The 18,827-nt window shown below is 60.5% G+C and carries 16 protein-coding genes; 3 read left to right on the forward strand and 13 right to left on the reverse strand.

From position 1 onward, the window contains the following. Positions 1 to 99 precede the first annotated feature (99 nt). On the forward strand, positions 100 to 1,197 hold the full coding sequence (locus tag AB5Z09_RS06195) for a calcium:proton antiporter (RefSeq protein ID WP_040069504.1): 1,098 nt from the start codon (positions 100 to 102) through the stop codon (positions 1,195 to 1,197). 143 nt (positions 1,198 to 1,340) lie between these two features. Here the strand turns inward: AB5Z09_RS06195 and hutH are convergent, their stop codons facing one another. The 10 genes from hutH to ftsY form a co-directional block, all read right to left on the reverse strand. After that, the gene (gene hutH, locus AB5Z09_RS06200) at positions 1,341 to 2,873 is read right to left on the reverse strand and encodes a histidine ammonia-lyase (protein WP_368194865.1); all 1,533 of its coding nucleotides are present in this window, start codon (positions 2,871 to 2,873) and stop codon (positions 1,341 to 1,343) included. A 4-nt stretch (positions 2,874 to 2,877) separates the two neighbouring features. Then, positions 2,878 to 4,587, reverse strand: coding sequence for a urocanate hydratase (hutU, locus tag AB5Z09_RS06205; protein WP_368194866.1), 1,710 nt, complete (start codon positions 4,585 to 4,587; stop codon positions 2,878 to 2,880). A 53-nt stretch (positions 4,588 to 4,640) separates the two neighbouring features. Continuing rightward, positions 4,641 to 5,585 (reverse strand): formimidoylglutamase, encoded by a 945-nt coding sequence (hutG, locus tag AB5Z09_RS06210; protein WP_368194867.1) that lies wholly within the window; start codon positions 5,583 to 5,585, stop codon positions 4,641 to 4,643. Then, on the reverse strand, positions 5,578 to 6,813 hold the full coding sequence (gene hutI / locus AB5Z09_RS06215; RefSeq protein WP_368194868.1) for an imidazolonepropionase: 1,236 nt from the start codon (positions 6,811 to 6,813) through the stop codon (positions 5,578 to 5,580). Before hutI ends, hutG begins: the two co-directional genes overlap by 8 nt. A 155-nt stretch (positions 6,814 to 6,968) precedes the next feature. Then, the gene (gene hutC / locus AB5Z09_RS06220; RefSeq protein WP_041202413.1) at positions 6,969 to 7,673 is read right to left on the reverse strand and encodes a histidine utilization repressor; all 705 of its coding nucleotides are present in this window, start codon (positions 7,671 to 7,673) and stop codon (positions 6,969 to 6,971) included. Between the two features lie 11 nt (positions 7,674 to 7,684). Continuing rightward, on the reverse strand, positions 7,685 to 8,344 hold the full coding sequence (gene can, locus AB5Z09_RS06225) for a carbonate dehydratase (RefSeq protein ID WP_042076162.1): 660 nt from the start codon (positions 8,342 to 8,344) through the stop codon (positions 7,685 to 7,687). Positions 8,345 to 8,469: 125 nt separating this feature from the next. Next, positions 8,470 to 9,324 carry an RNA polymerase sigma factor RpoH gene (rpoH, locus tag AB5Z09_RS06230; RefSeq protein ID WP_005339997.1) on the reverse strand — a complete coding sequence of 285 codons (855 nt, stop codon included), beginning with the start codon at positions 9,322 to 9,324 and terminating at the stop codon, positions 8,470 to 8,472. 451 nt (positions 9,325 to 9,775) lie between these two features. Then, the gene (ftsX, locus tag AB5Z09_RS06235; protein WP_005339996.1) at positions 9,776 to 10,729 is read right to left on the reverse strand and encodes a permease-like cell division protein FtsX; all 954 of its coding nucleotides are present in this window, start codon (positions 10,727 to 10,729) and stop codon (positions 9,776 to 9,778) included. Continuing rightward, the gene (gene ftsE / locus AB5Z09_RS06240) at positions 10,729 to 11,397 is read right to left on the reverse strand and encodes a cell division ATP-binding protein FtsE (protein ID WP_005339995.1); all 669 of its coding nucleotides are present in this window, start codon (positions 11,395 to 11,397) and stop codon (positions 10,729 to 10,731) included. The genes ftsX and ftsE overlap by 1 nt, the downstream gene beginning before the upstream one ends. Before the next feature lie 89 nt (positions 11,398 to 11,486). Next, on the reverse strand, positions 11,487 to 13,400 hold the full coding sequence (gene ftsY, locus AB5Z09_RS06245; protein WP_368194869.1) for a signal recognition particle-docking protein FtsY: 1,914 nt from the start codon (positions 13,398 to 13,400) through the stop codon (positions 11,487 to 11,489). A gap of 110 nt (positions 13,401 to 13,510) precedes the next feature. On the opposite strand from ftsY, the gene rsmD reads away from it, so the two are divergent. Further along, positions 13,511 to 14,140 (forward strand): 16S rRNA (guanine(966)-N(2))-methyltransferase RsmD, encoded by a 630-nt coding sequence (rsmD, locus tag AB5Z09_RS06250; protein ID WP_139748001.1) that lies wholly within the window; start codon positions 13,511 to 13,513, stop codon positions 14,138 to 14,140. Then, the gene (locus tag AB5Z09_RS06255; RefSeq protein ID WP_019444692.1) at positions 14,124 to 14,435 is read left to right on the forward strand and encodes a DUF1145 domain-containing protein; all 312 of its coding nucleotides are present in this window, start codon (positions 14,124 to 14,126) and stop codon (positions 14,433 to 14,435) included. Before rsmD ends, AB5Z09_RS06255 begins: the two co-directional genes overlap by 17 nt. Before the next feature lie 856 nt (positions 14,436 to 15,291). Here the strand turns inward: AB5Z09_RS06255 and AB5Z09_RS06260 are convergent. The 3 genes from AB5Z09_RS06260 to AB5Z09_RS06270 all read right to left on the reverse strand — a co-directional run bounded on the left by AB5Z09_RS06260 (position 15,292) and on the right by AB5Z09_RS06270 (position 18,805). Next, on the reverse strand, positions 15,292 to 16,278 hold the full coding sequence (locus AB5Z09_RS06260; RefSeq protein ID WP_005339987.1) for a YafY family protein: 987 nt from the start codon (positions 16,276 to 16,278) through the stop codon (positions 15,292 to 15,294). 287 nt (positions 16,279 to 16,565) lie between these two features. Beyond that, entirely contained in the window at positions 16,566 to 16,952 is a 387-nt protein-coding gene (locus AB5Z09_RS06265) for a SirB2 family protein (protein ID WP_042081419.1), read from the reverse strand. Further along, positions 16,949 to 18,805, reverse strand: coding sequence for a monovalent cation:proton antiporter-2 (CPA2) family protein (locus AB5Z09_RS06270; protein ID WP_368194870.1), 1,857 nt, complete (start codon positions 18,803 to 18,805; stop codon positions 16,949 to 16,951). The genes AB5Z09_RS06265 and AB5Z09_RS06270 overlap by 4 nt, the downstream gene beginning before the upstream one ends. Between the last annotated feature and the right edge of the window lie 22 nt (positions 18,806 to 18,827).

An 18,827-nucleotide genomic window follows, 5' to 3' on the forward strand; every position in this document is an offset into this window, starting at 1 on the left:
CAACCTTTATCATAAGGAGCCGGTTATTGCGCAACCGATAACCGTGCAGCCTGTTTACGTCATCCGGTCGTCAAGACCCCCAATAGAGAACCATTGCCTATGAAGACAGTTATCCGGCAAGAGATTGCCCTGCCCGTTGGCCTGCTGACCCTGCTCTTTTTCAAGACCCTGGGCAGTGACCTGCTGACAGAGACAACTCCGCTCGGGATCTATCTTCCGGTTTCGGCGGCACTACTGGCCATCGTCACCTGGGCCATCTTCTCGGTCGTGCGCCACTCCGATGCCCTCGCCATCAAGCTGGGCGAGCCCTTCGGCACTCTGATCCTCACCCTCTCGGTCATCTCGCTGGAGGTGGTGATGATTTCCTCGGTGATGCTGACCGGCGAGCCCAACCCCACCATGGCCCGCGATACCATGTTTGCGGTAGTGATGCTGGTGAGTACCGGTCTGGTGGGCTTCACCCTGCTGTTTGGCGGCTGGCGCTACCACACCCAGAGCTTCAATCTGGACGGAGTGAAATCCTATCTGGTGGCCATCATCCCGCTGGCCCTGCTCTGTCTGGTGCTGCCCAACTTCACCGAGGGCGGTGCAATCGGCAGTATGTCGCGCGCCATGTCATGGATGCTGATCATCATCTCGATCCTGCTCTATGGGGTTTTTCTGCTGATCCAGACCCGCAGCCACAGCCACTTCTTCGTCGACAGCGATCACGAGGATTATGAGGAGCACCACGGCCCGCTGCAGAGCAACGTCTATCACACCATCCTGCTGCTCGCCTACCTGCTGGTAGTGATCCTGCTGGCCAAGACCCTGGCCATCCCCATCAACTACGGGGTGCATGTGATGGAAGCACCCGCCGCACTGGGCGGCTTTATCGTGGCCTGCATCGTGCTGGCTCCCGAAGCAGTCGGCGCCATCAAGGCCGCCTTCAACAACCAGCTGCAGCGGGCAATGAACCTCTACTTCGGCTCGGTGCTGGCCACCATCGCCCTCACCGTGCCTGCCGTGCTCTTTATCGGCTCCATGCTGGGTCAGGAGGTGCGCCTCGGCCTCTCCCCCGCCGATATGGTGCTGCTGGTCACGACCTTGATGGTCTGTAAAGTGACCTTCAGCAGCGGCCGCACCAATGTGCTCCATGGAGCGACCCATCTGGTGTTGTTTGTGGTCTATCTGTTCCTGATGTTCGAACACGAATAACCGCGTTCAACCAACGTCAGAAACGCAAAGACCGCCCGATTGAGCGGTCTTTTGTTATCTGCTCCCGGCTGTCACCGGCGCCTGTGAAGCGGCTTCCCCCTCATCCCCCCCTGCTCCCGCCAGGAGAGAAGGGTGATCAAGGCTTACAGGCTGGGCAGCACCCCGGCCGGGATCAGGTCGTTGTAGCTGGCACGGCCCAGCAGGGCGGCGGCAGCTTCGATATCCGGCGCGAAGTACCTGTCTTTGTCGTAGAAGCTCACCTCTGCCCGCAGTCGCCCCTTGGCCAGCTCGATCAGCTCGGTACTGCGCAGCGGCGCGCGAAAATCGAGCCCTTGCGCCGCCGCCAGCAGTTCAACTGCCAGAATGCCGCGGGTGTTCTCGGCCATATCGGCCAGTCGGCGGCCGGCGAAGGTCGCCATGGAGACGTGATCCTCCTGATTGGCGGAAGTGGGCAGACTATCCACCGAGGCGGGATGGGCCAGGGTCTTGTTCTCGGAGGCCAGCGCCGCCGAGGTGACCTGAGCGATCATAAAGCCGGAGTTGACCCCGCCATTATTGACCAGAAACGCCGGCAGACCGGACATCCGAGAGTCGATCAGCAGCGCCATCCGCCGCTCTGACAGGGAACCGATCTCGGCGATGGCCAGCGCCAGATTGTCGGCAGCGAAGGCCACCGGCTCGGCGTGGAAGTTGCCGCCGGAGAGGATCTCCTCGTCATCGGCAAACACCAGCGGGTTGTCGGAGACCGCGTTGGCCTCACACACCAGCACCTCGGCAGCGTGGCGGATCTGGGTCAGGCAAGCCCCCATCACTTGCGGCTGGCAGCGCAATGAGTAGGGATCCTGTACCTTCTCGCAGTTGTGATGGGACATGCCGATCTCGCTGCCATCCACCAGCAGGTGGCGATAGCAGGCGGCCGCGTCGATCTGGCCACGCTGACCACGCACCACGTGGATGCGTGCATCGAACGGCCGGCGGCTGCCAAGCGCCGCCTCCACGCTCATGGCGCCGATGGTGATGGCACCGGCATAGAGATCCTCGGCATGGAACAGCCCTTCCAGCGCGAAGGCGGTGCTCGCCTGAGTGCCGTTGAGCAGCGCCAATCCTTCTTTGGGCGCCAGCGCGATAGGCTCGAGCCCGGCAATTTTCAGCGCAGTAGCGGCGTCGATCAGCTCGCCCTTGTGGCGGGCCTTGCCTTCACCGATCAGCAGGCAGCTCATATGAGCCAGCGGCGCCAGATCGCCGGAGGCACCGACGGATCCCTTCTTCGGGACTACCGGATAGACTTCGGCGTTGATAAGGGTCATCAAGGCCTCAAGCACCGTCAGCCGGATGCCGGAGAAGCCGCGCGCCAGCGAGTTGAGCTTGAGCACCATCATCAGCCGCACGGTAGCGTCATCCATGTACTCGCCAATCCCTGCCGCATGGGAAAGCACGATGGAGCGCTGCAGCTCGTCCAGCTGCTCCACCGGAATGCGGGTGTTGGCCAGCAGGCCAAAACCGGTGTTGATGCCATACACCACCCGGTTCTGTTCGATCACCTTGGTAACCACGGCGGCGGAGGCGTGGATCCCCGGCAGCGCGGCCGGATCCAGTGAAATATGTACCGGCTCGCGGCTGACGCGGCGCAGGGTGGCAAGATCCAGCTCGCCCGGAGTAATAGTCAATTCAAACATGGTGTTACACCTTTCCTTTGACACCGTTGGCGCCGTCAATCATCGGCAGATCCAGTTTCGCCTCATGGGCACAGTTGATGGCAATCTCGTAGCCGGCATCCGCGTGGCGCATCACCCCGGTGGCCGGATCGTTGCGCAGCACCCGACCGACGCGGCGGGCAGCGTCATCGGAGCCGTCACAGACGATCACCACGCCGGAGTGCTGGGAGAAGCCCATGCCGACCCCGCCGCCGTGATGCAGCGAAACCCAGGTCGCGCCACCGGCGGTGTTGAGCAGGGCGTTGAGCAGCGGCCAGTCGGAGACGGCATCGGAGCCATCCATCATCGACTCGGTCTCGCGGTTCGGGCTCGCCACCGAGCCGGAATCCAGATGGTCGCGACCGATGACGATGGGGGCTTTCAGCTCGCCGTTTTTCACCATCTCGTTGAAGGCCAGACCGAGCCGTACCCGATCCTTGACCCCGACCCAGCAGATCCGCGCCGGCAGTCCCTGAAACGCGATGCGCTCGCGGGCCATGTCGAGCCAGTTGTGCAGGTGAGGATCATCGGGGATCAGCTCTTTCACCTTCTGATCTGTCTTGTAGATATCTTCCGGATCGCCGGAGAGGGCCACCCAGCGGAACGGGCCTATCCCCTCGCAAAACAGCGGGCGAATGTAGGCGGGGACGAAGCCGGGGAAGTCGAAGGCGTTCGCCACCCCCTCCTCCAGCGCCATCTGGCGAATGTTGTTGCCGTAATCCAGAGTCGCCGCGCCGCGCTCTTGCAGGGTCAGCATCGCCTCCACCTGACGGGCCATGGAGCGACGAGCGGCCAGATTCACCTCCTGCGGGGCACTCTGCTGCAGCTCGCGCCACTTGGCCACGCTCCAACCCTGCGGCAGGTAGCCGTGGATCGGGTCGTGGGCAGAGGTCTGGTCGGTCACCACATCCGGGGTGATACCACGGGCCACCAGCTCGGCGAAGACGTCGGCGGCGTTGCCGAGCAGGCCGACGGAGACGGCGGTGCCGCTCTGTTTGGCCCCTTCGATCATGGCCAGCGCCTCATCCAGACTGTGAACCTTCTTGTCCACATAGCGGGTGCGCAGACGAAAATCGATGCGGGTCTCGTCGCACTCCACCGCGATCATCGAGAAACCGGCCATGGTGGCGGCCAGCGGCTGGGCACCACCCATACCACCGAGCCCACCAGTGAGGATCCAGCGCCCTTTGGGTTCACCGTTGAAGTGCTGGTTGGCCACCGCGAAGAAGGTTTCGTAGGTGCCCTGCACTATCCCCTGGGTGCCGATGTAGATCCAGGAGCCCGCAGTCATCTGGCCGTACATCATCAGGCCCTTCTTATCGAGCTCGTTGAAGTGCTCCCAGTTGGCCCAGTGGGGCACCAGATTGGAGTTGGCGATCAGCACCCGCGGCGCATCCTTGTGGGTCTGGAACACCCCGACCGGCTTGCCGGATTGCACCAGCAGGGTCTGATCCTCCTCGAGCCGGGTCAGCACCTCGACGATCTTGTCAAAGCAGGCCCAGTTGCGGGCAGCGCGACCGATGCCGCCATAGACCACCAGCGACTGGGGATGCTCGGCCACCTCGGGGTCCAGGTTGTTCATCAGCATCCGCAGCGGCGCCTCGGTGAGCCAGCTCTTGGCGGTCAGCTCGGTACCGCGCGGGGCACGGATCACGCGGTTAGGATCATGACGGGGATCCTGCTGTTGCACAGACATACACACTCCTTGTTGTATCAATAGGGTGCCTTCGGCGATGGGTGGCCAAAGGGTTAACGGGTCAACAGATGAACCAGCCGCGCGGCCACGCGGGCACTGCGGTTGTCCTGATCCAGCGTCGGGTTATACTCGGCCAGATCGGCGAGCCACAGCTTGCCGCTGGCCCGGATATGGGCGATCAGCGGTTCGATCACCGCCAGCTCCACGCCGCGGGCGGCGGGGGCGCTCACTCCCGGCATCACGGCCGCCGGCAGCACGTCGAGATCGATGGTCAGATAGAGGTGATCACAATCGGCGATAAAGGCGTCCAGCCCGCTTAGCAAGGCTGGCAGTTCGGTCTGGGTCATCGCCTCGTCCAGCACATGCCACACACCCAGCGCCTTGGCACGGGCAAACAGGGCTTGGGTATTGGCGGTCTCGGCCACCCCAAGGCAGGCGTAGTGAAACGGCGTGCCCTGAGCGGCGCACTGCTCGGCGATCTGGAAAAAGGGGGTGCCGGAGCTGGCCTGCTCCTGCTTCATGCGCAGGTCGAAGTGGGCGTCAAAATTGATAATGCCGACTCGCCCCTGACCCGCCAGATGCAGGTTGAGGCCGCTCCAGCTGCCGAAAGCCACCTCGTGACCGCCCCCCAGCACCAGCGGGAAGTGGCCTAGATCGAGCGCAGCGGCGACCTGCTCGGCCAGACGGCCGTGGGCAGCGTCGAGATCATCATCGGGGCAACTCACATCCCCGCCATCGTAGACGGGGCGATTCAGGTGCCAGGCAGTGTTGGCCAGCAGCTTGCGCACCGCTTGCGGCGCACCGGCGGCGCCGACACGCCCCTTGTTGCGGCGCACCCCTTCATCGCAGGCAAAACCGAGCAGCACTACACCTGCTGCCTCTTGTGCCCCGGCGGCCCAGGGCTGCACCTTGTCATGCCAGCGCAGGGCCAGTTCGCCATCTTCCGGATCCTGTCGTCCCTGCCAGAGCGACATGTCGATCGGGTTGAACTTATCCATGGAGAGTCTCCTCGCCTTTGAAGATGCGGCCTGCCAGCTGATCGACGCCGACCATGTAGCTCAGCTCGGCCGGATGGGCGCAGTGCCAGATCAGGAAATCGGCCGCCATCCCCACCCTGAGCTGGCCAAGGCGATCCTGCTCACCGAGCGCTTTGGCGGCGTGACGGGTCACCCCGACCATGGCCTCCAATGGGGTCAGTCCAAACAGGGTGCAGACCATGTTCATGGCCATCCGCAGCGAGACAATGGGGGCGGTACCTGGGTTGATATCGGAGGAGACCGCCATCGCCACCCCCGCCTTGCGCAGGGCGGCAACCGGCGGCAGCTTGGTCTCTTTGAGGAAGTAGAAGGCGGTGGGCAGCAGGGTGGCGACCACGCCACGGTGGGCCAGCGCCAGGATCCCTTCCGGATCCAGATACTCCAGATGATCCACCGAGAGGGCGCCAAAGTTGGCAGCGAGGGTGCTGCCACCGAGATTGGAGAGCTGATCCATATGCCCCTTCACCGGCAGGCCGTACTGATCCGCCGCCAGATAGACCTGTTCGGTCTGGGCCAGCGAAAAGCCGATGTGCTCGCAGAAGACATCTACCGCATCGGCCAGACCCGCCTCGGCGGCGGCCGGGATAATCTCCTGACAGATGGTCTCGACCCAGCTGTCGGGATCGTCGCGATACTCCGGCGGCACCGCATGGGCCGCCAGCAGAGTGGTTTTGACCCGGATCGGCAACGCCTCTCCCAGTCGGCGGGCCACCCGCAGCATCTTGAGTTCGTCATCCAGCGTCAGGCCATAGCCGGACTTGATCTCCACCGTGGTGACCCCTTCGCGGATCAGGGATGTCACCCTCGGCAGCGCCAGCTCGAACAATTGCTCTTCGCTGGCGGCACGGGTCGCACGCACCGTGCTGATGATGCCGCCACCCCGACGGGCGATCTCCGCATAGGGCACCCCTTTCTGGCGCAGCTCGAACTCTTCGGCACGGCTGCCGGCGAAGACCAGATGGGTGTGACAATCGATAAGGCCGGGGGTGACCAGCTTGCCCTGCATATCCTGCCAGTGAGCAGGATGGGGCCCCTTAAGCTCGGCCATCGGCACCAGCGAGTGGATCTTGCCATCCTTCACGCCGATGGCGTGGAGCGGCAGCAGACCGTAGTCGGCCAGCTCATCATTCAGGGTAGCGGGCGTCACGTTGAGCCAGACCCGCTCGCAGTTCAACAGTTCCTTGTTCATAGCGACCTCAAATGTATATACATATTCTTATAGTCGATCTCTATGACGAAAGAAAGAGCGGCGTTCACATCCTGATAACAGCATCAAACTTAGAGTTTAAGCACAAAAAAGCCCACCAGGAGGTGGGCTTTGCAAAAATCGATTTGTATAGACATTCACTCCAGCTGAGTCTTGGAGCTGAGCTTGTAGCGGGAACCGGGGGAGAGCAAACGGGCGTAGGAGACGAGATGCCCCTCCGACCAGGTACGCCGGTGCAACAACAGGCAGGGGGAATCCACGCGGATCTGCAACAATCCCGCCTCACCGGCGCTGGGCAACACGGCTTCCACCACGTGCTCCATCTCGGAGAGGGGGCAGACATCCATCAGATAGCGGTTGGGGGTCTGTTGGGTAAAATCCTGCTCGCCATAGCCCGGCAAACGCCCGGCATCGACGAAGCGCTCCTCCAATTGCAACGGCTCCCCATCGGCCTGATGGACGATCAGGCTGTGAAAGATGGGGGCGCCAACCCGCAGCCCCAGTTGTACCGCCACCTTCTCGTCGGCGGCCAGCCGCTGCAGCCGGATCACCCGGGCGCTGTACTCACCGCCACGCTCGGCGATCTCGTCGGCAATATTGCGAATAGCCAGCAGCGGCGACTCGGTGCGCCGGTCCGCCACGAAGCTGCCGGAACCGGCGGTACGCACCAGCCACCCTTCCGCCACCAGTTCCCGCAGCGCCCGGTTGACCGTCATCCGGCTCACGGTGAACTGCTCGCACAGGGCCGCTTCGGTCGGGATCCTGTCCCCCGCCTGATAGTGACGTTCGCGGATCCCGTCCAGAATATGCTGTTTGATCTGCAGATAGAGGGCTGGCGCCACCATGAAGCTCCCTAGCGCCGACGGTGGGGCGGACGCATGTCCGGCCAGGCGCGGTAGACATCGGGGATCTGATCCGGCCCGCTGATGCAGAGATCGAGATCGTGCAGCAGACCGTCTTTAATCCCGTAGATCCAGCCATGCACCGCCAGCTCCTGCCCCTTGCGCCAGGCGTTCTGGATGATGGTGGTGTGGCAGACGTTGGCGACCTGCTCGGCCACGTTCAGCTCGCACAGGTAGTCGAAGCGCTCATGCTCATCCTCGATGGCCTCGAGCTCTTCACCGTATTTGAAGTAGACATCCTTGATGTTGCGCAGCCAGTTGTCGATGAGACCCAGCTCCTGATTCTGCATCGCGGCCTTGACGCCGCCGCAGCCATAGTGACCGCAGACGATGATGTGCTTCACCTTGAGCACTTCTACCGCGTATTGCAGCACGGAGAGGCAGTTGAAATCGGTATGTACCACCAGATTGGCGACGTTGCGGTGGACGAAGACGTCCCCCGGCAGCAACCCCATCAGTTGGTTGGCGGGGACCCGGCTGTCGGAACAACCGATCCAGAGGTATTCGGGGGCCTGCTGGGCAGAAAGAGTGGCAAAGAAATTGGGATCTTCGGCTTTGATCCGTTCGGCCCACTCACGGTTGTTGGTAAACAGGTCGTTCAACAGTTTCACTTCTGCTCTCCCTAATGTGGCAGTGGCGGCAACATAACACACTCAAGGGTAACCAAAGCAAGGCCGACCAGATCCCTGCGAAACAAAAACAGGGCCATCAGGCCCTGTTTTTATGAGAGGAAGCATCAGGCTTCCATGGCATCTTTCAGCTTCTTGAGTGCGTTTTTCTCAAGCTGACGCACACGCTCGGCAGAGACGCCGTAGGTATCGGCCAGCTCCTGCAGAGTGGTCTTGCTGTCATCATCGAGCCAGCGGGCGCGGATGATGTGCTGACTGCGCTCATCCAGGGTGGCGAGGGCAGAACTCAGGCGACGGGTCGCGTGATCGTCCCAGTTGTCATTCTCGATGGTCGCTGCCAGATCGGAGGATTTGTCCTCCAGATAGTGAACCGGAGCGAAACCGCCCTCTTCCTCATCATCACCAACCAGATCGAACGCCTGATCGTAGTTGGCCATCCGCGCTTCCATCTCGGTCACGTCAGCGGCAGAAACGCCGAGATCGGCCGCCACGGCCTGAACCTCTTCGTGGTTCAGCCAGCCCAGACGCTTTTTGGATTTGCGCAGGTTGAAGAAGAGCTTGCGCTGGGCCTTGGTGGTCGCCACCTTGACCATGCGCCAGTTGCGCAGGACATATTCGTGGATTTCGGCCTTGATCCAGTGCACGGCAAAGGAGACCAGACGCACGCCGACCGTCGGGTCGAAGCGCTTGACCGCCTTCATCAGGCCGATGTTGCCTTCCTGAACCAGATCGGCCTGAGGCAGACCGTAACCGGCATAACTCTTGGCGACATGAACGACAAAGCGCAGGTGCGACATAACCAGCTGACGGGCAGCCTCGAGATCGCCATCCTGCTGCAAACGCTCAGCCAGTTCACGCTCTTCCTCTGCGCTCAGCACAGGAATAGAGTTTACTGCCTGGATATAGCCTTCCAGACTACCTTGCGGAATCAGAGCCATAGTGCGCTGCAATGAAGTTCCCATCTGTTACCTCTTACTTTTCAATCGAATCAGTCTAACACCCTGAGAGGGTCTGTCTACTGACCGGATGCCATTCTGCGGCGTGTATCAAAGAACATGCCCAGTTTTAGACCGGCTTATCTTAAGCCTGCAGGATGAATCATGAATGAACAGTCAAAAAAAGGGGGTCACAATGAAGGACCCCCGAAAAGTAGCATGCTAAGTCCATTGTTGCGGAGCTCGCAACCTTCACATGCTTGCCAAGTCTGACGAGCAAGGCAGAGGGGCCACACCCGTATAAATGCTTCAGCTTTAATAGACTGCTTATAAATCAGAAGGTTCACTGGATCTAGCGAAGATCCGGAAGATCATTGTTATTCAGAATACTCTGACTATGGGGGCCAAGCCAGAAACGGCCCCTCTTTTACTTGATCCGCCTCTCAAAATCCAGCGATTTACTTTGATGACAAAGTAATCAGGATGGCTCGATGTCGCGAATGTGGCGATGGACCGAGAACCAGGAGGCAATCAGCCCCAGCAAGGCGCCCAGCAAGATCAGATTGATCCCGTCTACCGCTCCCATGCCAACCAGCCGGAAGTTACTGTTATACAAGCCCGCCAGCTCCTTCACCACCCCTTCGCTCCAGATCACCATCACCTCGGTCAGCCACCAGGCCAGCATGCCGCCGATCACCCCGAACCAGATGCCGGTATAGAGGAAAGGACGATGAATAAAGGAGTCGGTCGCCCCCACCAGCTTGAGCACTTCAATCTCGGAACGCTGGTTGAGGATGTTGAGACGCAGGGTATTGCCGACGATCAGCAACACGGCGGAGAGCAGCAGCACCGCGATACCGGTAATGGTGTGGCGCAGCAGGTTCATGATCCCCTGCAACCGCGTCAGCCACTGCAGATCCAGCTTGCCCTGCTCGACTCCCACTTCGTTGTTAAGCTTGCTGAGCAGCTCGGCGGCCCCTTCAGGGTTCTGCCAGCGTGGATCCGGAATGACGCTCAGCACAGGCGGTAGCGGGTTGCTGTCCAGATAATCGAGGGCATCGCCGAAGCCGGAGATCTCGCGAAACTCCCGCAACGCATCGTCACGGCTCAGGTAGGTGACCGAATCCACTTCGGGATAGAGCAGGATCCTGTGCTGCAGATCGAGAATGCTCTGCTCCGGCAGATCCTTGCGCAGGTAAAGGGAGATCTGGGAACTGCTCTGCCAGCTCCCCTCCACGACCTCGGCGTTTTTCAGCAGCACGTGGAAGCAGGATGGCAGCGCCAGACTGACGCCAAGCACTGCCAGCGTCATCAGGGAGGCGAGCGGATTGCGCCACAGCTCCCCGAGACTGGCAAACGCCTGCCGCACATGATCAACCCCGTACATCATCAGACGGCGCAGCGGCGGTTGTTTATGACGAACGATAGCCATCAGAGCTCCTCCCCGGCCGAATACATGCGACCCGCCTTGAGGGTCAGGGTGCGATAGCGCATGCGCGCGATCAGCCCCAGATCGTGGGTAGCAATCAGTACCGAGACCCCAAAATTGTTGAACTCCTGGAATAGCCGCATGATGTCCATGGAGAGCTGGGGATCCAGGTTGCCGGTCGGTTCATCCGCCAGCAGCAGCGGCGGCTTGTTGACGATGGCGCGGGCGATACCGACCCGCTGCTGCTCACCACCGGAGAGCATGCGCGGCTGGTAGCGCTCCTTGCCGAGCAGCCCCACCTTGTCCAGCGCCGCCGCCACCCGCTTGTTGATGTCCGCATGGCTGTAGCCATCGATCACCAGCGGCAGCGCCACGTTGTCGAACACGGTGCGGTCCATCAGCAGGCGGTGATCCTGAAATATCATCCCGATCTGGCGGCGAACATAGGGGATCTGGCTGCGCTGGATATGGCTGACATCATCGCCATGAAAGAAGACGCGACCATCGGTCGGACGCTCCATCACGCTGATCAGTTTGAGGAGGGTACTCTTGCCCGCCCCCGAGTGCCCGGTCAGAAAGGCCATCTCTCCCTTGCGCAGGTGAAAGCTGACCTTTTGCAGCGCCTGATGGCCGCCGCTGTATACCTTGCTGACCTTGTCAAAACGAATCATAACGGTTCCCTGAAATTGACAAACCCCGACCGGAGTCGGGGTATGGAACACTTAATCATCACGGCTGAGCTGACTCATCGCGGCCGGACTTATTCATCGCGGCTGAAGAGCGCCTCGATGAAGTCGTTGGCAACGAAGGGACGCAGATCGTCGATCCCCTCGCCCACCCCGATATAGCGGATCGGGATCTGGAACTTGTCGGCCACCGCAAAGATGACGCCGCCCTTGGCCGTGCCATCCAGCTTGGTGAGAGTGATACCGGTCAGGCCCACCGCCTCGCTGAACAGCTTGGCCTGACTCAGGGCGTTCTGGCCGGTGCCGGCATCCAGCGTCAGCATGATCTCGTGGGGGGCCTCTTCATCCAGCTTCTTCATCACCCGCACCACCTTCTTGAGCTCTTCCATCAGGTTGCTCTTGTTCTGCAGGCGACCGGCGGTGTCGGCGATCAGCACATCAGCCCCGCGGGAGCGGGCGGCCTCGATGGCGTCATAAATGACGGAAGCGGAGTCGGCACCGGTATGCTGGGCAATCACCGGAATATTGTTGCGCTGACCCCAAACCTGCAGCTGTTCGACCGCTGCGGCACGGAAGGTGTCACCCGCCGCCAGCATCACGCTCTTGCCTTCAGCCTGGAACTGCTTGGCCAGCTTGCCGATGGTAGTGGTCTTGCCGACGCCGTTTACGCCGACCATCAGGATCACATAAGGCTTCTTGCTGGTGTCGATCACCAGCGGCTGCTCCACCTTGGCCAGCATCTCGCCCATGTCCTGCTTGAGCAGGCCGTAGAGCGCCTCGGCATCCTTGAGCTGCTTGCGGTCCGCGTGCTGCACCAGCCCCTCGATGATACGAGTAGTGGTATCCACACCGAGATCGGCGGTCAGCAGCTGGGTTTCCAGCTCTTCAAACAGCTCATCGTCGATCTTCTTGCCACGGAACAGGCCGAAGAAACCGGAGCCGATATTCTCCTTGGTGCGCACCAGACTGCGCTTGAGGCGAGCAAAGAAGCCCTCCCGCTGCGGTTTGTCCTGGGTGTCGTCGTCCACCTTGGCGGCCAGCGGCAGAGCGGCCAAGGCGGCGGCCTCAGCCTCCATCGCGGCGACCAGGCGCATATCTTCCGCGCGTTGGGCCTCTTTGGCGATACGGGCTTCTTCAGCAACCTGAGCTTCAGCGACAATACGAGCCTCCTCCGCAGCGCGAGCTTCAGCAGCAATGCGAGCTTCTTCCGCAGCGCGGGCTTCTGCAGCAATGCGAGCCTCTTCCGCAGCGCGGGCTTCGGCGGCGATACGAGCCTCTTCCGCGGCGCGGGCTTCGGCGGCAATGCGAGCCTCTTCCGCGGCGCGGGCTTCGGCGGCAATGCGGGCCTCTTCCGCAGCACGGGCTTCGGCAGCGATACGAGCCTCTTCCGCGGCGCGAACTTCTGCAGCAATACGAGCCTCTTCTGCAGCGCGGGCTTCTGCAGCAATGCGGGCCTCTTCTGCGGCGCGAGCCCCGGCGGCGATACGAGCATCTTCCGCAGCGCGGGCTTCGGCGGCGATACGAGCCTCTTCCGCGGCGCGAGCCTCGGCAGCAATACGAGCCTCCTCTGCAGCGTGAGCCTCGGCAGCAATACGAGCCTCTTCGGCTGCCTTGACCTCAGCGGCTTGCGCCTCTGCGGCAGTGCGAGCGGCTTCAGCGGCACGCTCCTCTTCGGCGATCAGCGCTTCGTTGACGATCACCGGCTCCAAATCGGAAGCGCACTCCTCCACCACCAGTGGGCCGTGGTCGTCCAGCTCGGTCGGCAGGCAGCAATCATCTTGCAAAACGGGATTCTGTGCGCTGGCAGGCACTTCGGGGGCAACAGCCGGCGTACTATCGGAAACAGTGGTATCGGAAACGGGAGCGGGGGTAACAGTGACCTCGGGCTCAACGGTAACGGGGGTGGCTTGGGGTGTCTGTGGTTGGACAGCCTCAGCCTCTTCTTTCTTGCGGCCGAAACCCAGCCAGGAAAACAAACCTTTTGCCATCTAAAAATACTCACATCAAAGGCTGACTGCTAAGATAGCCGTCCCTTGGCGGGTCGGCATAAAAATGAACCGCCTTATACTACCACTTTATTTTCTGACGATGAAACGCGATGCCCAGAGTGAAATCCAGCCGTAGCAACCCGAGCAAGAGTCCCGCCCCGCAAGGAAAATCGGGCTTTGTAAGAATCATCAGCGGCCAGTGGCGAGGCCGCAAATTGCCGGTCAAGGATGTGGAGGGGCTCAGACCCACCACGGATCGCGTCAAAGAGACCATCTTCAACTGGCTGGCCCCCCACATTCGTGGCACCCGCTGCCTGGATCTGTTTGCCGGTAGCGGCGGACTCGGACTGGAGGCACTGTCGCGCTATGCCGAGCAGGTGACCCTGATCGAGATGGACAAAGGGGCCGCCGACCAAATCAAGAAGAACCTGACCGCCCTCGGCAGCAGTCAGGGTCAGGTGATCCAGTCTGATGCGGTGAGCTGGCTGCAAGGCACTGCCACCCCGTTCGATCTGGTGTTCCTCGATCCGCCGTTTCGCCGCGAGCTGCTGCCGCAAGTGTGCGAACTGCTGGAGCAGCGCGGCTGGCTGGCGCCGGACGCCCTCATCTATCTGGAGCGGGAGAAGGAAATGGCCGATCTGGCGCTACCCGCCAGCTGGCAACTACTCAAGGACAAACAAGCCGGTCAGGTCTGCTATCAACTCTATCTAAGGGAGGTAAACAATGAAGCGAGTCTTTAATCTGTTGGCGATGGGGCTGATATTGTTCTTCTGGTTTGGCGTGCTGATAAGCCTGATCGCCCCGCTGCCCGGCAAACTCAACGGCTTTCTGCCGGTCTGCGGCGTGATCGTCGCCCTGCTACACTGGCTGCAGGCCAGCATGATCAAGGCAGCTTGCAAACGCTACTTCGCGGTCACCAAGGCCGAATTTGTCACTGTGCTGATCTTTGGTGTGTTTGGCATGGTCGACATTCGTCAGCGCCTGCAAGAGATCGTCAACGCCGCCCAGCGCGGCAATCTCTCGGGCAAACCATAAAAGAAAAGGGGACGGCGGTAGCCGTCCCCTAGAGTCGTGTCGTCCTGTCCGTAGAACTGCAATGCTCCCTGCAATCCCTGACGTTATCCTAATCCTTTGGAATATCCCCTTTCCAATCCGTTGGCGTGTCCTGCGGCGTTCCTGGCCTGGCAATTCATCCTGAACTGCTTCACTGTCTCCATCCTGGAGGTGTCCATTACCACGTCCTGTGGGGTTCCTTGCGTCTTCCTGACAGATAACCATCCGGGTTATCTCACTTCATCCTGAAGTATTCCTCTCGCATCCGGCGAGGTCCTGTTCATCCTGAAGAACGAGGTTCCGTTCGTTCTGCTCCCATCCCGAGAGTGTCCTGCCGCATCCCGCGGTGTTCCTTTATTCATCCGTGACGATAATCATCCTGATTATCGAGCTCATCCTGAGGAGTCCCTTGTCCACATCCTGCGGACTATTCCATCTTTATGCGCTGTCCTGCATCCTGCCGGACCAGCTCCGTCCTTGTGAGACCCATACTAAGGAAATGCGCACCCCGAACAAGGGCCATCCGATGATAAAGATCCGATGCGGCTCCCATCTCAAAAAACAAACTTAAAAACTAACCCTTTAATATCAGTTAGTTATTTAGTTTCACGGGAAAGCTCGATCATTCTGGCATGGCTTCGCGTACGGCTCAAAGCGCCAGCCTCTTACAGTCGCTATGGCAGATCTCTTACACGGGTTTCGCCCCCAAAAACGGGGCAGGAAAACGGTTCAATCCTGACGTTAAGACTTAAAAATTAGTTGAATAAATATGCTTAAAAAAACCGCAAAAAAAAAGAGCCGAGGCCAGGCTCGACTCTTCAACATTCCAATTTTTTAATCAGCTCAAGCGGTTGGCCGGATTGAGATAGGCCTTGCGCAGCGATTCCGGTGCCAGCACCTCCAGTTCACCGCCGATGTTGTTCAACCAGCTGCGAAACTCCGGGGTGTCCTGCACTTCGGTCTCCACCACCACGCTGCGCTTGTCATAGCGGGTCATGCGCGGATTGTTGCCGGGGATCTGGTTATCCACCAGCGACTGGCTGTTGGCATCGATCCGGCCGACGAAGCGGATCGGGCCGCTCACATCCTGATAGCCCTGATCGCGGATCAGCTTCTGGATATTGAAATCCTTCGGCTGGGTGGCGCTGAAGTTGGTCAGCTCCACGTTCTTGATATGGTCAAACGGGATGCCGTAGACCTTGGGATCCAGCTCGGACAGAGTGCAGAGCAGGATCGGACCGTCCGGCTGATTAAGAATGCCGAGCGGGTTGATACGGTCGTAGCAGAGCCATACGGTGCGCTCTTTGATCACGCGCTGGATCTCGGCACTAAACTTGCGACCACGCCAGAGCGCATCGCGGATCAGGGTGCTGCGGCGGATCTCCGGGTTACCGGCAAACGGACGCGGTGACTGGTGGACACTCTCCAGCCAGCGCTCGGCCAGTTCACTCTGGCTGTCGCGGATCACCTGGCTCGCCTTGTCGACCAGCGGATTCAATTCGGTCAGTACACTCGCCGGCAACAGTTGGCTCGCCTGATCACTCCAGGTTTTCAGGGCCACCGCCAGCGAGAGCGGCATGATATTGGCAAAGTCGTTGAGGCCGTGGCGCTCGAAGCACCAGCCATGGGGTTTGCTGCGCTCGTCCGAGGTGAGGTCGAACAGTCCCATGCCGGACATCTCCTCCAGGTCCCGTTGCACGGTACGCAGACTGACGTGGATACCTTCCTCTTCCAGTTTTACCTGGAGTTGGCTGGCGGTCAGCTTGTAAGGGCGGTGCGGGATGCAACGCGCCAAGGTCAGTTGTCGTAACAGCTTCTTGCTCATGGTGCTTGCCTTCACTGGTTTAGCGTTGACTGTATGCTAGTCGTGACTTGCGACAGTCTATGTCGCAAGTTTTGCTGCGACAACTGTCGCCATTTTCATACAAAACGCACTAAACGATTGATTTACAAAGACAATGCACTCAAAAAAGGAGCCGCTAGAGGCTAAAATTAGCCAGAAATCCCTCAAATGAAAGTTCTATGTTGCGATTTATTGCCAGCATAAAACTCCAATTAATTAATTCATCGCAGAATATGATTTCAGGGGAGAGCATGACTCTCCCCTTTTGCTCACATCAGCCACGACCAGGCTGACTTGGTGATGGCCGCACCGACCATGTAGCCAAACACCGCCAGCGCCGCCACACCGGCCACCAACTTCTGACCGCGGGCCGGCCGCTTGAGCGCCATGACACCCAGACCGATATAGAGCACCAGTGCAATCAGCTTGGCCATCAGCCAGGGTTGTTGACCCGGGCTCAACTGCAAGGCCACCGCCAGCAACACACCAAACAGCAGCAGGAAGGTATCGTTGATATGCGGCAGGATCTTCAGCCACTTCTGCTGCAACCGATCGCTGCCGGCCAGCGCCAGACTCCAGCGATAGATAAAGAGCAGCAGACTGACCAGCGCCAGCGTCATATGCAGGTGTTTGAACATGGGGTAATAGGCAATCATTTTGCTTCCTTGTCGTCGTCGGTTAGCCCGCTATTCCAGTTGTGGGCATGGATACGCTCCTGCCCCTCCTCGTCGTCTTGCAACAGATCGGAGAGGATCTCCCGGTATTGCAGGCTCTTGTTGATATAAGTGTGTTCGTCGTCCAGATAGTTGACCTGCTCGCGCAACAGCCAGTTATCGTGCTGCTTGAAGGTCTGCCCCGCCCGCCAGGCCTGGTTGGCCCGAAAACCGAGCTGGGTCAGGGCTTCCACCCCCAGATCGACCGCAGAGCCCAGGGTTTCCCGGTGCACGCTCTCGACCCCGTGGCGCAGGATCTCGTGGGCATGGGGTCGATCCAGCGCTCGCGCCAGGATCTTCAGGTGCGGGAAGTGCTTCTGCACCATCTCGATCACCGCCAGCGAGGTGGCAGGATCGTTGATGGAGAGCACCAGCAGCTTCGCCTTGTGCGCCCCGGCGGCATGGAGCAGGTCGATCCGGCTGGCATCGCCATAGAAGACCTGATAGCCATACTTGCGCAGGGTCTCTATCTGGCTGGCATCCTGCTCGAGGATGGTGGTACCGATGCCGTGACCGTGCAGCAGACGCCCCACGATCTGACCGAAGCGGCCGAAGCCCGCGATGATCACCGGATGCTCCACCAGCTCAGGTTGCTCATGCTGCGGTGCGTCACTCTGGTTACGGTAATCGAACCAGGGCTGGATCACCCGATCGTTGAGGATCAGCAGCAGTGGGGTGAGCGCCATCGAGAGTGCCACCACCAGCGTCAGCAGCGAGATGGTCTCGCCGGGCAGCACCCGGTTCTGGGCGGCAAACGAGAAGAGCACGAAGGCAAACTCACCGCCCTGTGCGAGCGCCAGCGCGAAGGTCCAGCGTTGACTCGGCGAGATGCGGATGATGAAACCGAGTGCCATCAACACCAGCCATTTGAGCACCATCAGGCCAACCACCAGAGTGGGTATCAGGAAGGGGTGTTCGGCAAACAGTCCGAAGTCGATCCCCGCCCCCACCGACATAAAGAACAGGCCGAGCAGCAAGCCCTTGAACGGCTCTATGTCGGCCTCCAGCTCATGGCGATATTCGCTGTCGGCCAGCACCACACCGGCGAGAAAAGAGCCAAGAGCGGGCGAGAGCCCCACCGACTCCATCAACACAGCGATAGCGATCACCAGCAGCAGGGCTGCGGCGACGAAGATCTCCCGCATGTGGGACTGGGCGATGGCACGGAACACCGGCCGCATCAGATAGTGGCCACCCAGCACTATGCCGGAGATGGCCGCGACTACCAGCAGACCATGCTGCCAACCTGCCAGCTCGGAGCCGCCATTGCTGGCGACCGGTGCCATGGCCAGCAGCGGTAGCAGCGCCAGGATCGGAATGACCGCAATATCCTGAAACAGCAGCACCGCAAAGGCGGAGCGACCGCTCTCGCTCTGCATCAATTTACGCTCCTGCAGGCTCTGCAGAACGATGGCGGTGGAGGAGAGCGCCAGAATGAGGCCGATGGCCAGCCCCTGTTGCAGCGGCAGACCGATCAGGTGCGCCACGCCGGTCAGCGCCGCCGTGGTGAGCAGCACCTGCAGGCCACCGGTGCCGAGGATCGGCCCCTTCAACTGCCACAAGAGGGCCGGACGCAATTCAAGGCCGACCAGAAACAACATCAGCACCACGCCAAACTCGGCGAAGTGCATCACATCCTTCTGCTCCCCCACCAGCCCCAGCAGAAAGGGGCCTATGATGATCCCCGCCAGCAGGTAGCCGAGCACCGAGCCCAGCCCCCAGCGCTTGGCGAGCGGTACCGCGATAACGGCGGCGGAGAGATAGATAAAGGCATCAAACAGGATCCCGTGGCCCATCAGTCAGCCCTCCGTTCGAACG

Origin of the sequence: Aeromonas sp. R2-2 (assembly GCF_040908355.1) — a bacterium.
GTDB lineage: Bacteria > Pseudomonadota > Gammaproteobacteria > Enterobacterales > Aeromonadaceae > Aeromonas > Aeromonas veronii.